Here is a 16,671-nt window from a genome sequence, read left to right as displayed (position 1 = left end):
AAACTCATAACCGGCTCCATAATACTCACTTTATTGCTCGGCGCAATGATTCTTAGACTACTTGGTATCTCAGATATTGCTTTTCTTGTGTATACATTCGTTACGATTGTTATTATCTCTCTACTCTTTATACTTATGCGTCAGTGATAAATATTGAGGTTTTGTTTTTACAATTTTCAGAATTCTATTTTTATGTTATTCTTTTAATACTCAAAACTTCAATAACAAAGGGGGCTTTTTATGACTCATCTACGTAAACCACTGGCATTAAAACCTGGGGATACTGTGGCACTTGTCTCTCCGTCTTCTGGGCTTGCTGGAGAAGACGAGATAGCACACCGTGTGACAACAGCTATTCAACGTTTAGAACAAGATTTCCAACTCAAAGTGAAAGTGATGCCGCATGCATTGAAAGGGTTGGATTTTGTACAAAAACATCCACAAAAGCGCGCTGAAGATTTGAATAACGCATTTGCAGATCCAGAAGTTAAAGCCATTATCACTTTTATCGGTGGTAACGACTCAATTAGAGTAACAGAGTACTTGGATACCGACATCATCCAAAACAACCCGAAAATCTTTATGGGTTATTCTGATGCAACATCACTCCATTTATTCTTATATCAACATGGCATTGCTTCCTTTTACGGCCCTGCAATACTCACTGACTTTGCAGAAAATGTTGAAATGGATGCCTACACGACGCATTGGATTCGCAAAACATTATTTCAAAATGAACCACTTGGCACTATTCCAACTTCGCCGTATTATCATGAATTTGGCTTACTATGGAATGAAAACACGCACCACACACCACGACCAAAAGTGGACAACCACGACTACGAAGTCATCAATGGACATGGAATAGCAACAGGGCAACTATTGGGTGGCTGTATTGAAAGTTTAAATAAATTGAAAGATACTCATGTCTTCCCTAACGCTGACACCTTTAAAGACAAAATTTTATTTCTTGAAAATTCAGAGGAACCACTTTCCGTCCCATTATTAGCTGCATTTATTGAATTTCTCGCAACATCACATATTTTAACTAACATTAATGGTATTATCATTGGCAAACCACAAAATGGCGAACACTATGAAGCATACAAACGCACGTGGCAAGCGATGTTAGAAGACTTCAACTTACATGACTTACCCGTTTTCTATAACGCCAGCTTTGGTCATAATGAACCAAAATGTATCATTCCATATGGGGCAACAGCTGAACTTGATACCACTAATAAAACATTTACGATTCTAGACAGTGCTTGCCAATAAAAACAAACAGCATGCCGTGTACAATACATCTTGTACATAACATGCTGTTTTATGTTTTCTATATTCTTTTAAACACTACAATTGAAGCCCCAGCAAAACACCTCAATCGTCTTATCTACAAACTAATATTGTGGACCATTTTGAATTGCGACGACATAGCCATTTTTCGTATGGACATAAATACTGTAGCCATTATTTGGATTGTTATCGTATAACATCGGGCTTCCGCCACCCATTTTAGGATCACCATGGAAGTTGGTAAATGTCTGTGTGGCGACATTATCTGGTGTCACATAAACAGCTGACACTCTGTCGTTAGAATCATAGGCCACACCCATATTGTTAAATTTCTCAATAACCGTTGAATCCAGTAGCTGTATCATGCCGGTAGACTGCCCTGCAATTTGTTCGATTTGCGAACGTGTCATGCCTACTTTAAAGCCATTATACCCACCAACGTTTGGTGTATTCATAAAGTCTGCACTAAAGCTATCTGTTAAAACATTGACAGACGTCTGTGCGCTTGGTGCCTCGTTCCAACTTGGTGTCTGGGGTGTCTCCGAATCATTTTGCGCTTGCTGTGTGGCTTGATTCGCTGTGTTGTTTTTATATATTTGAAAGCCCGCAAATCCGATTCCTGCTAACAGAACTAAAACACCAATAATGCCAAAGATCCACGGCCATGGACTGCGTTTCTCTTCTTGAACATATACGGCTGGTCTCACATTAACTGGTTGCCCACAGTTATTACAAAACCTTTGATTTTCCGTTAAGGCATGCCCACATTTTGTACAATATTTCATCGTTATCTCCACCTATATTTCTTACTCTGGATTACCGTGCTCATCATATTTCGTCACAGTGCCATCCGGATCAATAATATACGAACCTGCTAGCTCTCCTGTTTCTTTATCTAAAATTGAGAAGCCCCAGCTACCGTCTGACATTTTTTCAGGTTCTTTAAATGTATATGTGTCAGTATCTAAGAAGTCGCCTTCATATGCTTCCACTAAATCAATCACGTTATCACGCGTTACAGTTATTTCTGAATCTTCGCTTGATGAACTTTCTTCTCTACCACTATCAATGCCTTCATATGCTTCTGATGGACTTGGCTGTGGCGTGCTTTGTGTAATGTACTGTGCCACATAATTAATATCTGATTGAGATGCATTTTTAATCGTCAACGTATAGCCATTGTCGATAATTTTTTGTGACTCTCTCAAAGAAAAATCATCTTCAAACCAACGATCATCATGAAAATGACCCGGTGCATTATAGACTGTAATTGTTCCATCATGATTATCTTTAAAAGTTATAGAACCTGCCGCTGTCGGTGAGGCAGACAATGTAATCGTGCCTTCTGGATACGTTGCCGTCGCATCCGCATTGTACGGATTCACAAGCGTTCCTGCAACATCTACTGGTGTATACGAAACATCGCCTTGGTTAAACGTTTCGATATTGTCTCGAACTGTTAACCAAATTTGGGCATAGTATTCGCGTGTGTTCTGATCATAAATATATGAACCTTGTCCATTCGTGTTTTGTTGATTGTTTTGATTTGAACTCTGGTTATTCGCACCATTCGTCGACTGATTGTTATTTTGATTATTTGGCGTTAAAAAGTTACAACCTGTTAATAATAAGGTACTTGCGACAACACCAACGAGGAATGATTGTTTTTTCATAAGGGCCTCCACTATGTTTATTTATAAATTAATTATACATTGCACACATCAAATAAATAAACTACATTTTGTGAGAAATTTCATGATAAAACATAAAAAACTACCGATTGAGAGATTTCCCTAATCGATAGTTTATATCTGTTACTTATGCTTACTCTGGTCGTCCTTTTTCGTCATACTTCGTTACAGTGCCATCCGGATCAACAATATATGAACCTGCTAATCTACCTGATGATTTGTATAAAATGGAGAACCCCCAACTACCATCTGCACGTTGTTCTGGCTCTTTAAACGTATATGTACTTGTGTCCAAATAATGCCCTTCATAATCTTCTACCAAATCAATCACATTACTGCGTGTGACTCTAACCGGTGTTCTTTGTGACACAGACGGCTGCTGACTGATTTGTGGTCCGTTGTTAATAGGCTGCTGTTGCACAGTTTGACTGCTCTGTACATTCCCGTTATCTTGCATATTTTCACTGTTTTGTGTATTGCTAGTAGTTTGATTATTGGCTTGGCTTTGTGTCGTTGATGGATTTAACACCACACTTTTATACAATTGAAGTCCTGCAAATCCCATCCCGGCTAAGAGTATTAAGATACCGATAATACCGATAATCCACGGCCATTTACTACTTTTCCCTTCTTGAACATACATTGCAGACCTTGCATTCACTTGATGCCCACAGTTCGTACAAAACTGTTGTTGCGCTTTGAGTGGACTTCCACAATTCGTACAATATTTCATAACTTTTTCTCCTATAATTCTTATTAATTCCATTACATGTCATCATATATTTTCCAACTCATTATACCTTGTAAAGTAGTCGCAAATAAACATTATTTTCTAAAAATGACCATGTATCTTCTCTCAATTAGGAAAAACTGCCGATAACATCATAGGCTTATCGACAGTTGTATTTTTTACTATGCAGTTATTTAAATAGGTTGCCCTTTTTCATCATATTTCGTCACAGTACCATCTGGATCAATAATATATGAGCCTACCAGGTTGCCAGCTTTGTCTAAAATTGAGAAGCCCCATCGGCCGTCTGGCATCTGTTCAGGTTCTTTGAATGTATACGTACTTGTATCTAATAAATGCCCTTCATAATCTTCCACTAAGTCGATTACATTACTGCGTGTCACTGTTGTACTTGATGAACTACTGCTTGATTCACTGTTTGCTGTAGTCTTTCCACTTGATATCGGTGTACTATTCAAAAAGCGGCTGGCAACATATGCAATATCTGACTCTGATGAATTTTTAATGGCTATTCTTTGCCCACTATTCATCATTTTCTGCGTTTCTCTTAATGAATAATTATCATCTTCAATCCACTGAAGATCCTGAAATTTAGATGGTACACCATAAACTGTAATTGTCCCATCATTATTATCTTTGAAAGTAATTGAACCTCCTGCTGTAGGTGTCGACATTAATCGAACTACGCCTTCGGGATATATTGCTGACGCATCCGCATTATTATAATTAACTGGCTCACCTGAAGAATCATACGCGTCATATGTTATCGACAATTTGTCAAAACTTTCAATATCATCTCGTACACTTAACCAAATTTGCGCATAATATTCTTTCGTGTTTTTAGGATAAATGTAGCCCTTATTCTCATTTTGTTGTGATGCCTTGCTTTGCTCTGTTTGATTGTTCTCACTTTCATTCCCTTGCTTTTTTTGCTTCGAACTTTTGTCATTTTGATTCGCCGACTGTGTGTTAGATTGTTTTGGTTTTTCATTATTGTCGTTATTTAAAAACCCGCATCCTGATAATAATAACGTACTCGCAACAACACCGATTAATATATTTTGCTTTTTCATGACGCCCTCCTGTATATTGATTTACTATTTTAATTATACATTCTTTCAACACTATATTTCTACTGTTTTTAAGATTTCTCCAATATTTTCATTTCTTCCTATATTAATAAGTTGTATAACGCTTTATTTGTTAAAAACTTAAATAAATATATGTGTTGTTTTTATATAGAACAACTGTATATAAAATGCAATATAGTAAAGAATATAGACTATCATGTCATCAAAATCGGCTAAATTTAATGTAAAATTTAATAAATAATCACTCATTATAAAAATGTTTGTTTGTAAAAAATATGAGTAAGTTATTGTATAAAAATTGAAAAGATACTAGCAATAGAAAATAAAGTTTGTTAGAATTTCATACTTTGGTGTCTTTGATTTGGACATATACTTCAAGTGGCCTGTGCAAACTTTTATGATTGTACAACAACCCAATCATATTTTGATTATTTATTAGTTTATGACGACATACGCGCTTGTTCTGAACTTTTTACTCTTCAAAGCGGGTGGTTTCATGTATGTATCATAGACGTGTAAAGGGGAGAGTTATGGATTATAAACAACGAATTTTGAGCGATAACGTAAACATACAGTCAAGTTTTGAGCATATCGTTATTTATTATATTTTGTCTGGAGAAGTCAGAGTAAGTAAAAATCATACAGCTAAAATTTTTCAAAGCAATGAGTTTTTCTTAGTCAAACCGTTTTCTCCACCTATTATTATTAACAACGATGGGGAAATTTTAGAATTAACGATTAACAAACGCAGCTTTAACCGATTTTCACTATTAAACTCGAATCAAACTTATACAAAAGAGTTAGATTTAGATGATATTGAAATGGCAATCAAGCATGAAATTACGAGCATTATTCATTCTAAAAATGATACGACGCGATTTCATTCTGATTTACATATGATTCGATTGATTAACTATATTCATTTGGGTGGTTATAACAATAATTACTCGAATGTGACGAATCCTTTAATTATCAATGTGTTGAACTATATTAATGAAAATTATAAAAGTCCGTTGACAGTCAGTAAAATCGCAGAGCATTTCTATGTGAATACGAGTTATCTGTCACGACTTTTTTCAGAAACATTAAATATTCCACTACTGAAATATATACGTAAAATTAAAATGTACAATGTTGCATCTGATATTATTACGTTAGGATTAGATCAAGATATTTGGAAAACGTATGGCTTTAAATCTTATGAATCTTATTTAAAAAACTTCAAAAAGACCTTTGATATGACGCCATCCGAATTCTTAAAAGATCATCTTTCTAACAATATAAGAAAATAATCATAAAACAACGCCACCAGTATCACTCATTTTGAGTCGCTACTTGTGGCGTTTTTGGCATTTTAAAACTAAAAATACATGCACATTTTGTGAAAAAAACTGCCGACAAAGCAAACACTTTATCGACAGTTTTATATGACTTATATTACATTTGTTCAAACATGATACATTCAATTATTTTGCATCTTTTTCTTTACGACGACGACCGAGTAAGAATAGTCCGCCTAATGCTGCAAACAAGCTACCAAATAATGTTGTATTTGTTGACGTATTACCCGTTTCTGGCAATGTTTTTGTTGCTACTTGGTTAGAATCTGTTGCTGTATTTTGGTCTTGTGTAGCTGTCATTGTTGGGTTCTGTTGTGTGCTTACTACACCACCATTGTTAGAACCAATAACACTACCTGTGTTGCCTGTGCTACCACCTTGTAAACCTGCTTCTACAACGTCATCAATGCCATTGCTATTTGCATCATTTACTTCTGGTGACGGTACAGCATGTACTTTATCTAAGCGTTCTTGTAACCCGACTCTCCCTTCGATACCTGCTGGGATATCATCTAATGCTGTTTGAGCTGCTTTCTTCGCCGCATCAACTTTCGCATTCGCTTTGTCAATTAATGCTTTTTCTGCTGGTGTGACAAGTCCGTCTTTCATTACTTCTGCTAACTTGTCTTCCGCTTCTTTCTCAGCTTTTTCTGCCGCTTTCACTAGGTCGTCTGCTAACTTCAATTTCGCATCGTTTTCATCTGAAATGCCATTTGCGTTCGCATCATTTATTTCTGGTGACGCCACTGGATTCACATTGTCTAAGCGCTCTTGTAATTCCACTTTCCCTTCGATACCTGCTGGGATATCATCTAGGGCTGTTTGAGCCGCTTTTTTCGCTGCTTCAATCTTCGCATTCGCCGCATCTACTGCTGCTTTTTCTGCTGGCGTTACAAGTCCATCTTTTGTTACTTCTGTTAACTTGTCTTCCGCTTCCTTCTCAGCTTTTTCGGCTGCTTTTACAAGGTCATCTGCTAGTTTCAACTTCGCGTCGTTTTCATCTGAAATGCCATTTGCGTTCGCATCATTTACTTCTGGCGATGCAACTGGATTCACATTATCTAAACGCTCTTGTAACTCGACTTTCCCTTCGATACCTGCTGGGATATCATCTAGTGCTGTTTGAGCTGCTTTTTTCGCTGCTTCAATCTTCGCATTCGCCGCGTCTACTGCTGCTTTTTCTGCTGGCGTTACAAGTCCATCTTTTGTTACTTCTGCTAGCTTGTCTTCCGCTTCTTTTTCAGCCTTTTCGGCTGCTTTGACAAGGTCATCTGCTAACTTCAACTTCGCGTCATTTGCGTCTGTAATACCATTTGCATCTTTGTCGTTTACTTCTGGTGACACCACTGGATTCACATTGTCTAAGCGCTCTTGTAACTCGACTTTCCCTTCGATACCTGCTGGGATATCATCTAGTGCTGTTTGAGCTGCTTTTTTCGCCGCTTCAACTTTCGCATTCGCTTCGTCAATTAATGCTTTTTCCGCTGGTGTGACAAGTCCGTCTTTTGTTACTTCTGCTAACTTGTCTTCCGCTTCCTTCTCAGCTTTTTCGGCTGCTTTTACTAGGTCGTCTGCTAGTTTCAACTTCGCGTCATTTGCGTCTGTAATACCATTTGCATCTTTGTCATTAACTTCCGGTGACGCGACTGGATTCACATTGTCTAAACGTGTTTGTAAACCGGTCTTTCCTTCTACACCGTTTGGCACTTTGTCTAACGCATCTTGAGCTGCTTTCTTCGCTGCTTCAATATTCGCATTCGCCGCGTCTACTGCTGCTTTCTCCGCTGGTGTGACAAGTCCGTCTTTCGTTACTTCTGCTAACTTGTCTTCTGCTTCCTTCTCAGCCTTTTCTGCTGCTTTCACTAAGTCGTCTGCTAGTTTCAACTTCGCGTCATTTTCGTCTGTAATACCATTCGCATCTTTGTCGTTTACTTCTGGTGACGCGACTGGATTCACATTGTCTAAGCGCTCTTGTAACTCGACTTTCCCTTCGATATCTGCTGGGATATCATCTAATGCTGTTTGAGCTGCTTTTTTCGCTGCTTCAATCTTCGCATTCGCCGCGTCTACTGCTGCTTTCTCCGCTGGTGTGACAAGTCCGTCTTTCGTTACTTCTGCTAGCTTGTCTTCCGCTTCTTTTTCAGCCTTTTCGGCTGCTTTCACTAAGTCGTCTGCTAACTTCAACTTCGCGTCGTTTTCATCTGTAATACCATTTGCGTTCGCATCATTTACTTCTGGTGACGCGACTGGGTTCACATTGTCTAAACGTGTTTGTAAGCCTACCTTACCTTCTACGCCGTCTGGTACTTTATTCAATGCATCTTGTGCCGCTTTTTTCGCTGCTTCAATCTTCGCATTCGCCGCGTCTACTGCTGCTTTTTCTGCTGGCGTTACAAGTCCATCTCTTGTTACTTCTGCTAACTTGTCTTCCGCTTCTTTCTCAGCTTTTTCTGCTGCTTTCACAAGGTCATCTGCTAGTTTCAATTTCGCGTCGTTTTCGTCTGTAATACCATTTGCGTCTTTGTCATTAACTTCCGGTGACGCGACTGGATTCACATTGTCTAAGCGAGTTTGTAAGCCGGTCTTTCCTTCTACACCGTTTGGCACTTCATTCAATGCATCTTGTGCCGCTTTTTTCGCTGCTTCAATCTTCGCATTTGCCGTGTCTACTGCTGCTTTGTCTGCTGGTGTTACTATACCATCTCTTGTAACTTCTGCTAGCTTGCCTTCCGCTTCTTTTTCAGCTTTTTCTGCTGCTCTCACAAGGTCATCCGCTAGTTTCAGTTTAGCTACTGAATCATCTGTATTTGGCTTGTCGTTTACTTCAGGAGAGTTCACAAGGCTTACTTTATTCAAACGATCTTGTAACGCCGCTTGACCTTCTGTGCCCTCAGGTACTGCTTTCAACAACTCTTGCGCCGCTGCTTTCGCTGCTTCAATCTGCTTATTCGCTGCATCTACTGCTGCTTTATCTTCCGCAGTAACAATACCGTCTTTTGTGACCGCTTCTAGTTTAGTTTGTGCTGCTTTCGCTGCTTCTTCAGCTTTTTGGATAGCTGCATCTGCTGCACGATATTGTGGAATAAAGTTTTCTTCATAAATTTTTGCTTTTTGTTCTTCAGTTAATGACGTTTCTAAATTCTTTGGTAAATGGTACTGTGTAAATCTGTTAATCGCAAATGCACGCTCACCAATAGATGTTACACTTTCTGGAATATCTACTGTTGTTAATAAGTTCATTTCAAATGCAGATTTACCAAGTGATGTCACACCTTCTGGAATTGTCACACTTGTTAATTGGTTATTTTGGAAAGCTGATTCACCAATTGTTTTAATATTTTTAGGAATAATCACTTCTGTTAATTTATTATTTCTAAATGTTTCTTTCCCAATTTCTGTAATATTCTCTGGAATTGTCACGCTTGTTAATTCATTACTTCTAAATGCTGCGTCACCCATTTTCGTTACAGTACTTGGAATTGTTACTTTCGCAATTTTATTGTATGCGAATACTTGCGCACCAAGTGTTGTCACGCCTTCTGGAATCACAACTTCTGTCAGCTTGTTATTTTGGAAGGCTGCATTTCCTAATGATGTCACACCTTTTGGAATATCAATGCTTGTTAATAGGTTGTTTTGGAAGGCTGAGTTCCCAATTTGTGTCAAGTTTTTAGGAAGTGTCACACTTGCCAACTTGTTATCTCTAAATACGTGATCTCCAATCTTCGTTACACCTTCGGGAATTGAAACACTCGTAATTTCGTTATAGCCGAATGCTGTGTCTCCAATCACTTTAACGCCATTTGGAATTGTCACGCTTGTTAACTTATTGTAACCAAATGCTGTACTATCAATTGTTGTTACTGTCTCAGGAATCGTAATACTTGTTATTTGGTTTTTAGAAAATGCGTGTGCACCGATTGATGTTAACCCTTCTTGTAATGTAACACTTGATAATTGGTTGTCTCTGAATACGTGCTCACCGATCAATTTTACACTCTTAGGAATCGTCACGTTCGTCAATTTGTTTTCTGCAAATGCGTGATTGCCAATCTTCACAAGTCCTTCTTGAAGTGTAATGCTTGTAAGATCTTTATTTCTGAACACATCGTTTTTAATTTCTGTTACTTTTTTACCTTGTACTGTGTTAGGAATCGTTAATACTTTATCTGTTCCTAAGTAATCTGTAATTGTCGCTGTATTACCAACAATTAAAAATCTGTAGTCGTTCTCATCGACACTTTGTCCTTCAACATTTTCGCTACTTGCATTTCTAAACGCTCGCTTCACAGGTTTTGTCGTTGTGTTTGTTGTAGCTGTTCTTGTATTAACTGCTTTCGGTGTTTCTTGACTCGCACCACTTTGTTGAGTAGGTACAAGAGTGTTTTCTGGTGTCGTCTTACTTTCGACTGTTTCTGCACCTTTAGCCGTAATAACTGCTTGATTTTCAATAGTAGTATTTTCAACTGACGTGACTGTTTGTTGTGTTGGGACTGGCTGCTGATTGTCTTCAGTAACAGGGGGCTACTTTCTCGGTGTTTGTAGTATTTTGCGTTTCTTTTAACGCTGCTGGCTGTGTTTCAACTTTAAGTGTTGATTCTTTTACTACTTCAGGTGTTGTCGCTTCTGATTTTGATTCTACTGGTGCTGTTGTATCTTCTTTCTTATCTTCAACAACTGGTGTTACTTTATTACTTTCTACCTCTGGTGTCTCTTCTACCACTTCAGTCGTTACTTCAACATCTTGTGCGTCTACTACTTCTTCTGCTACAGGTGTTGTCGCTTCTATCTCTTTATCTTTCTCTATAATTGAAACGTTGCCTTTTTCAGCAACAGCTGTATTTTGTTCACTTGCTTGGGCATTTGGTGCACTCATTAAGAACATCACACCTACAAGTACAGATGCCGTTCCTACTGTGTATTTTCTTATCGCAAATCTTTGTTTATTGTTCATCAAATATCAACAACTCCTAAATTATAATACTTACTGTTCGGTCATTGTACACTACAAAATTAGTGCTCATGTAGGTTGCGTGCAATAAAGTAACAAAAGGCTTGTTGTTGGTAAAATGTGCAAACACCCTACCTCAATTTATTCATTTATAAATTGAAATAGGGTGCTTTTCTTTAAAACATTCTATATATCACTTATTCACTTACAGACTGTATGAAAAATTTCGCATGTTTGTAGTGATACACAATTTTTGAATAATCAAATGGAATGCCGGTTGCTAAATAGACGACTTGTTCCATATATAACCCGGGTGATAATACAGGTAAGTCTAAAATGGCCGCTTCTTCTTCGTTTAATTGATCAATCACTAAATAAACATCAGCAAATCCAACTTTCATTTTATATGCGGTTTCTAAATAGTTAAAAATAGACTGTTCTGCGATTTCTTTATTGAGATACGGAACGACTGCGACAGGAAAGTAAGACACTTCTTTACACAACTTTTCATCATCTGTATAAATGAGCCTTTCTACAAAATAAACAGGGGCATTCACATCAATATGTAAGTTGTTTGCCACTTCTTCATCGGCGACAGTTTGTTCAACTGTTAAGACGTCATAACGAACCGTACGTCCTTTAAAGCTACCACTAAATCCGCTTGTAACAAGTAAGCTCATATAGCCTTCACGGCGTTGACGTCTTACAAAAATGCCACTACCCCGCTGTTGAAAGATCGCCCCTCTCTTCTCCAATGTATCTAGTGCTTTACTAATTGTGCTACGGCTCACGTTATACCGCTTCGTCAATGTATCTAAACTATCTAGCTTTGTCCCCTGTGCCAAATTATGTTCATGAATATATTGTTCAATCTCATACGCAATTTGTTGATATTTATTCATGGCGTGACTCCTTTTTTAAACCTTTCACTCATTATACACAATTCAAGATAGTTACGCACTTGAATAATTGTACTGGTACAATTATAATGTTAGATAATAATATAGAGTTTTGATAGGAGATGAAGTTTGTGTCAAAAGCAGTACGTAACTATCAGCAATTAGCACGTGACATACTTGAAGCTGTTGGTGGCGAGGACAATATTATTAACGTCGCACGTTGTGCCACACGCTTACGCTTAGTATTAAAGCGTTCTGACCCCGAGTTTAAACGTAAAGTATCTGAACTTACGGGTGTCATTACCGTTGTAGAAAATGGGGGCCAATTCCAAATTGTGATTGGACAACATGTCGGCGAAGTATATGACGCATTTACCGCGATTACAAATGTTGAAGATACAACAGATGCGACTGTACAAGAAAAAGGCTCGATTTTGAACCGCGTTATTGCGACGATGTCTGCAGTATTTGCACCGTTTATTTATATTTTGGCGGCTGCCGGGATTTTACAAGGGACGCTCATTTTAATTAACTTAGCTTTCCCTGCTTTCCAAAAAACAGGTACATATGAAGTGTTTAGTTTTATTTCGTGGGCACCGTTTACCTTTTTACCCATTTTTATCGCATTAACAGCAGCGAAGCATTTTAAAGTGAATATCTACATTGCGCTCGCTTGTGCGATGGCTTTAGTGAGCCCGACATGGACTGAAATGGCTGGCAATATTGCGAATGGCGAGACGATCCGCTTTTTCGGTATTCCATTAAGTGAAACGGTCTACACATCTACTGTGTTACCACCACTTTTCTTAGTATGGGCATTATCTTACGTTGAACGTTTCTTCAACAGAGTGTTCCCAGACGTGGTTAAGTCGTTATTCGTGCCTTTATGTTGTATCGTAGTCATGGTACCGTTAACACTTTTAATTATCGGACCATTATCAACAATCTTTGCCAATGGTGTGGCGGGTGGTTACAACTACTTAGCAGAAAACTTACCAATTTTAGCAGCAATCATTATCGGCGCATTCTGGCAAGTCTTCGTTATTTTTGGTGTTCACTGGGGAATCACACCCGTTGTCCTTGCGAATTTTGACAACTTTGGGCGTGACTCCTTCCAGGCATATCAAACGATTGCTGTTATTGCGCAAGTCGGTTCAGTTTTAGGTGTTTTCTTTAAAGCGAAAGCACAAGAAACGAAAAAAATCTCATTATCAGCGGGGATTACAGGGATATTTGGAATTACAGAACCTGCCATTTACGGTGTGAACTTACGATTCAAAAAGCCATTTATTATCGGCTGTATTTCAGGTGCAATCGGTGCAGTTGTCGCAAGCTTCTTCAATCCGTACTACTATGTTTACGCTGGCTTACCGGGTCCACTTACAATTGTGAATACGATTAATAGCGAAAATCCTTCATCATTTATCGGCGTATGTATCGGTGTGGCAATCGCAATTATTTTACCGATCGTCCTTATTCAAATTTTCGGTTACGGCGAAGATAGTGTAGAAAAAGCAGATATTGAACCTGTTAAACTGAACAATGACACAGAAACAACGCCGACACAAAATGACTTAGAAACAATTGTACAGGCACCATTAACTGGTGATGTCATCGCACTTTCAGACATTGCAGATCCTGTATTTAGTTCAGGTTCAATGGGTGACGGCATAGCCATTCAACCGACGCACAATGAAGTGGTGGCACCTGTTGATGGCGGTATCGTGATGACAACACCGTCAAAACATGCGATTGGTATACGCAGTAACACAGGTATTGAGATTTTAATTCATGTCGGTATGGACACGGTGCAATTGAACGGCGAACATTTTGAATTACTCGTTCAAGATGGCGATGATATTACAGCAGGTCAGCCATTACTTCGCTTTGATGCAGACGCTATCAAACATGCGGGTTATTCGACAGTCACACCGGTCATTATTACGAACCATGGCGATTTTAACGAACTAATACCAACGACAGAAACAGCTGTACAACACGGCGATACATTAATAGAAGTGATTAAATAACACGAGGAGGCAATAACAATGACATTACCTAAAGACTTTTTATGGGGCGGTGCTTTTGCGGCACATCAATTTGAAGGTGGCTGGGACAAGGACGGCAAAGGGCCATCCGTTGTAGATGTACTTACAGCCGGTGCACACGGTGTACCAAGACGTATTACTGAGAAAGTGGAAGCACATGAGTTTTATCCAAACCATGAGGCGGTTGATTTTTACACGCATTACAAAGAGGACATTGCTTTATTTGCAGAAATGGGCATTAAAGTTTTAAGAACATCTATCGGTTGGACACGTATTTTTCCAAAAGGCGATGAAGCAGAACCGAACGAAGCAGGGCTTCAATTTTATGACGATGTGTTTGACGAATTATTAAAACATGGTATTAAACCGGTCATCACGTTAAGCCATTTTGAAATTCCGTTACATTTAGCACGTGAATACGGTGGCTTCCGAAACCGTAAAGTTGTAGACTACTTTGAAAAGTTCGCAAAAGTTGTGTTCGAGCGATACAAAGACAAGGTCGAATATTGGATGACATTCAACGAAATTAATAACCAAATGGACGTGAACAATCCGCTATTTTTATGGACAAACGCAGGGATTGAAATTCAGCCGGGCGAAGATGCACGTAGCGTGATGTATCAATCGGCACACCATCAATTATTAGCAAGTGCCAAAGCGGTCATTGCAGGCCATAAAATTAATCCAAACTTTAAAATTGGCGCGATGGTTTCTCATGTAACGGTATATCCATACTCTTGTCACCCGAAAGATATTATGGCAGCTGAAATTGCCAACCGAGAACGTTTCTTCTTCCCAGATGTGCAAGTGCGTGGAAAATACCCTACTTATGCGTTGAAAGAGTTAGACCGCCTTGGCGTGACATTACCAATCGAACCTGGCGATGAAGAGATTCTTGCGGAAGGTACAGTAGACTATTTAGCATTTAGCTACTACATGTCTACAACCGTAAAACACGATGTACAAAACAACGAAACGGACAATATTGCCAATGGTAGCCTACCAAATGGTGTGAAAAACCCATATATTGGCGCGTCTGATTGGGGCTGGGAAATTGACCCGGACGGCTTGAGATACGTCTTAAATACGCTATACAACCGCTATCAAATCCCATTGTTTATTGTAGAAAATGGCTTTGGTGCTGTCGATGAATTAACAGAAGACAACACGGTACACGATGCATCACGTATTGACTACTTTAAAAACCATATTAAAGCGATGAAAGATGCTGTGGAACTAGACGGCGTGGACTTGCTAGGTTACACACCTTGGGGCATTATGGATATCGTGTCATTTACAACAGGCGAAATGAAAAAACGTTATGGCATGATTTACGTGGATCGTGATGATAAAGGTAACGGGACGATGAAACGCTATAAAAAGGATTCATTTGAGTGGTATAAAAACGTCATTGCGACAAACGGTGAATCGTTGTAACGATATATGAATGATTGTGTAGGGGAGCGGGACCGAAAGCGTATTTTCTCGAAAAGCTTTCGTCGTCCCGCCCCGGCAAGGGTGACTAGAAGTGAAACAGGTTTGTTAAAACGCATTTTCACTTCAGACACCTACTGCCATTTACAGATTTTCACTTAATTATTTAGAGTCATTTTCCCTATGCCCCACGCCAACTTTTTTAACAGAAAGGATGGTTCGATGAAAGACATTCAATTACTTGCGCTAGATTGTGACGGAACGCTCGTTAATGACGACGGACGTATTACGGAACGGACACAACGCGCATTGATTGCAGCACAGCAACAAGGACTTACCGTCGCCCTTGTGTCTGGACGACCACGCACAGGTTTTCATTATGAAATTGACGCCTTACAGTTGCACCAACACCACGGCTTGATTGGTGCTTATAACGGTGGATTGGTGTTAGACGTTACCTCAGGCGAAACATGTTTCAAAAAAGGCATTGATGTTGAAGAAGCACGTGCCTTTTTGACAGCCTTAGCACGTTTTGACATCACTTATATGATTGATTATGATGGGAAGCTGTATACGAACACACCGGAAAATCAATACGTCAAACATGAATACAGTGCGCACCGATTAGAGCTCGTCTACGCACCAACACTGCATGAGACGATCGACTTTAACCCGGTCAAGATTTTATTAACACAAGACCCTGACTATATTGATGATATTGCTGACGACATTGATGTGTTGTGCGGTGAAACGCTGAGTACGATACGTTCAACACCCTTTTACTTGGAAATCACCGCACGTGGTGTGAACAAATCCAATGCGTTAGATCATATATGCCAAGCCATTGGTATCAGTAAAGCACACGTCGCAGCATTTGGCGATCAACTGAACGATATGGAAATGTTGCGGGACGCTGGTATCGGTGTAGCTATGGGCAATGCAACACCTGAAGTCAAAGCCATTGCTGACATTGTCACACACGATAACAATCACAATGGCATCGCAACGGTCGTTGAACAAATCCTCGATGCCAGAACACAATAACACTCTTACCTCTTGGGGCTGGGACATAATTCCCGGCTCTTTTTTTCGAAGAAGGCCTGATTAAATGTTTTTTGACATTTAATCAGGCCTTCGTTATAGATATTATTTAAAAAAATAAAGCACTTC

At 39.0% G+C, this 16,671-nt stretch carries 11 protein-coding genes and 2 pseudogenes; 5 read left to right on the top strand and 8 right to left on the bottom strand.

The window, feature by feature from the left end:
- The first annotated feature begins 240 nt into the window (after window positions 1-240).
- Window positions 241-1,278, top strand: a complete 1,038-nt coding sequence (locus tag TP70_RS03615) for a S66 family peptidase (RefSeq protein WP_044359374.1) — start codon at window positions 241-243, stop codon at window positions 1,276-1,278.
- A gap of 122 nt (window positions 1,279-1,400) precedes the next feature.
- Here TP70_RS03615 and TP70_RS03610 read toward each other — a convergent pair whose 3' ends face one another.
- From TP70_RS03610 to TP70_RS03595, 5 genes and pseudogenes are all read right to left on the bottom strand, one after another.
- Window positions 1,401-2,081, bottom strand: a complete 681-nt coding sequence (locus TP70_RS03610; RefSeq protein WP_044359373.1) for a zinc-ribbon domain-containing protein — start codon at window positions 2,079-2,081, stop codon at window positions 1,401-1,403.
- A 21-nt stretch (window positions 2,082-2,102) separates the two neighbouring features.
- On the bottom strand, window positions 2,103-2,969 hold the full coding sequence (locus TP70_RS03605) for a hypothetical protein (RefSeq protein ID WP_044359372.1): 867 nt from the start codon (window positions 2,967-2,969) through the stop codon (window positions 2,103-2,105).
- A gap of 151 nt (window positions 2,970-3,120) precedes the next feature.
- A pseudogene (locus tag TP70_RS12665) lies at window positions 3,121-3,336 on the bottom strand (hypothetical protein); the annotation flags it as partial.
- Between the two features lie 318 nt (window positions 3,337-3,654).
- Window positions 3,655-3,720 (bottom strand): annotated as a pseudogene (locus TP70_RS12855) (zinc ribbon domain-containing protein); the annotation flags it as partial.
- A 191-nt stretch (window positions 3,721-3,911) separates the two neighbouring features.
- Window positions 3,912-4,811, bottom strand: a complete 900-nt coding sequence (locus tag TP70_RS03595) for a hypothetical protein (RefSeq protein ID WP_044359371.1) — start codon at window positions 4,809-4,811, stop codon at window positions 3,912-3,914.
- A gap of 548 nt (window positions 4,812-5,359) precedes the next feature.
- On the opposite strand from TP70_RS03595, the gene TP70_RS03590 reads away from it, so the two are divergent.
- Entirely contained in the window at window positions 5,360-6,121 is a 762-nt protein-coding gene (locus TP70_RS03590) for an AraC family transcriptional regulator (protein WP_044359370.1), read from the top strand.
- A 174-nt stretch (window positions 6,122-6,295) separates the two neighbouring features.
- On the opposite strand, the gene TP70_RS11780 is transcribed toward TP70_RS03590, so the two are convergent.
- From TP70_RS11780 to TP70_RS03575, 3 genes are all read right to left on the bottom strand, one after another.
- Window positions 6,296-10,459: a GA-like domain-containing protein gene (locus tag TP70_RS11780; RefSeq protein ID WP_052502870.1), complete on the bottom strand. Its 4,164-nt coding sequence runs from the start codon at window positions 10,457-10,459 to the stop codon at window positions 6,296-6,298.
- Between the two features lie 220 nt (window positions 10,460-10,679).
- Window positions 10,680-11,123 (bottom strand): YSIRK-type signal peptide-containing protein, encoded by a 444-nt coding sequence (locus tag TP70_RS03580; RefSeq protein WP_044359369.1) that lies wholly within the window; start codon window positions 11,121-11,123, stop codon window positions 10,680-10,682.
- A gap of 194 nt (window positions 11,124-11,317) precedes the next feature.
- Window positions 11,318-12,022: a GntR family transcriptional regulator gene (locus TP70_RS03575; protein WP_044359368.1), complete on the bottom strand. Its 705-nt coding sequence runs from the start codon at window positions 12,020-12,022 to the stop codon at window positions 11,318-11,320.
- 128 nt (window positions 12,023-12,150) lie between these two features.
- On the opposite strand from TP70_RS03575, the gene TP70_RS03570 reads away from it, so the two are divergent.
- The 3 genes from TP70_RS03570 (at window position 12,151) to TP70_RS03560 (ending at window position 16,545) form a co-directional block, all read left to right on the top strand.
- Window positions 12,151-14,049: a beta-glucoside-specific PTS transporter subunit IIABC gene (locus tag TP70_RS03570; RefSeq protein ID WP_044359367.1), complete on the top strand. Its 1,899-nt coding sequence runs from the start codon at window positions 12,151-12,153 to the stop codon at window positions 14,047-14,049.
- An 18-nt stretch (window positions 14,050-14,067) separates the two neighbouring features.
- Window positions 14,068-15,504 carry a 6-phospho-beta-glucosidase gene (locus tag TP70_RS03565; RefSeq protein ID WP_044359366.1) on the top strand — a complete coding sequence of 479 codons (1,437 nt, stop codon included), beginning with the start codon at window positions 14,068-14,070 and terminating at the stop codon, window positions 15,502-15,504.
- A 219-nt stretch (window positions 15,505-15,723) separates the two neighbouring features.
- The gene (locus TP70_RS03560; protein ID WP_044359365.1) at window positions 15,724-16,545 is read left to right on the top strand and encodes a Cof-type HAD-IIB family hydrolase; all 822 of its coding nucleotides are present in this window, start codon (window positions 15,724-15,726) and stop codon (window positions 16,543-16,545) included.
- Window positions 16,546-16,671 lie beyond the last annotated feature (126 nt).

Source organism: Staphylococcus microti (genome assembly GCF_000934465.1).
Lineage (GTDB): Bacteria > Bacillota > Bacilli > Staphylococcales > Staphylococcaceae > Staphylococcus > Staphylococcus microti.
The sequence above is the reverse complement of the archived record's forward strand: the minus strand, read 5'-3'. Positions and strand labels throughout refer to the sequence as shown.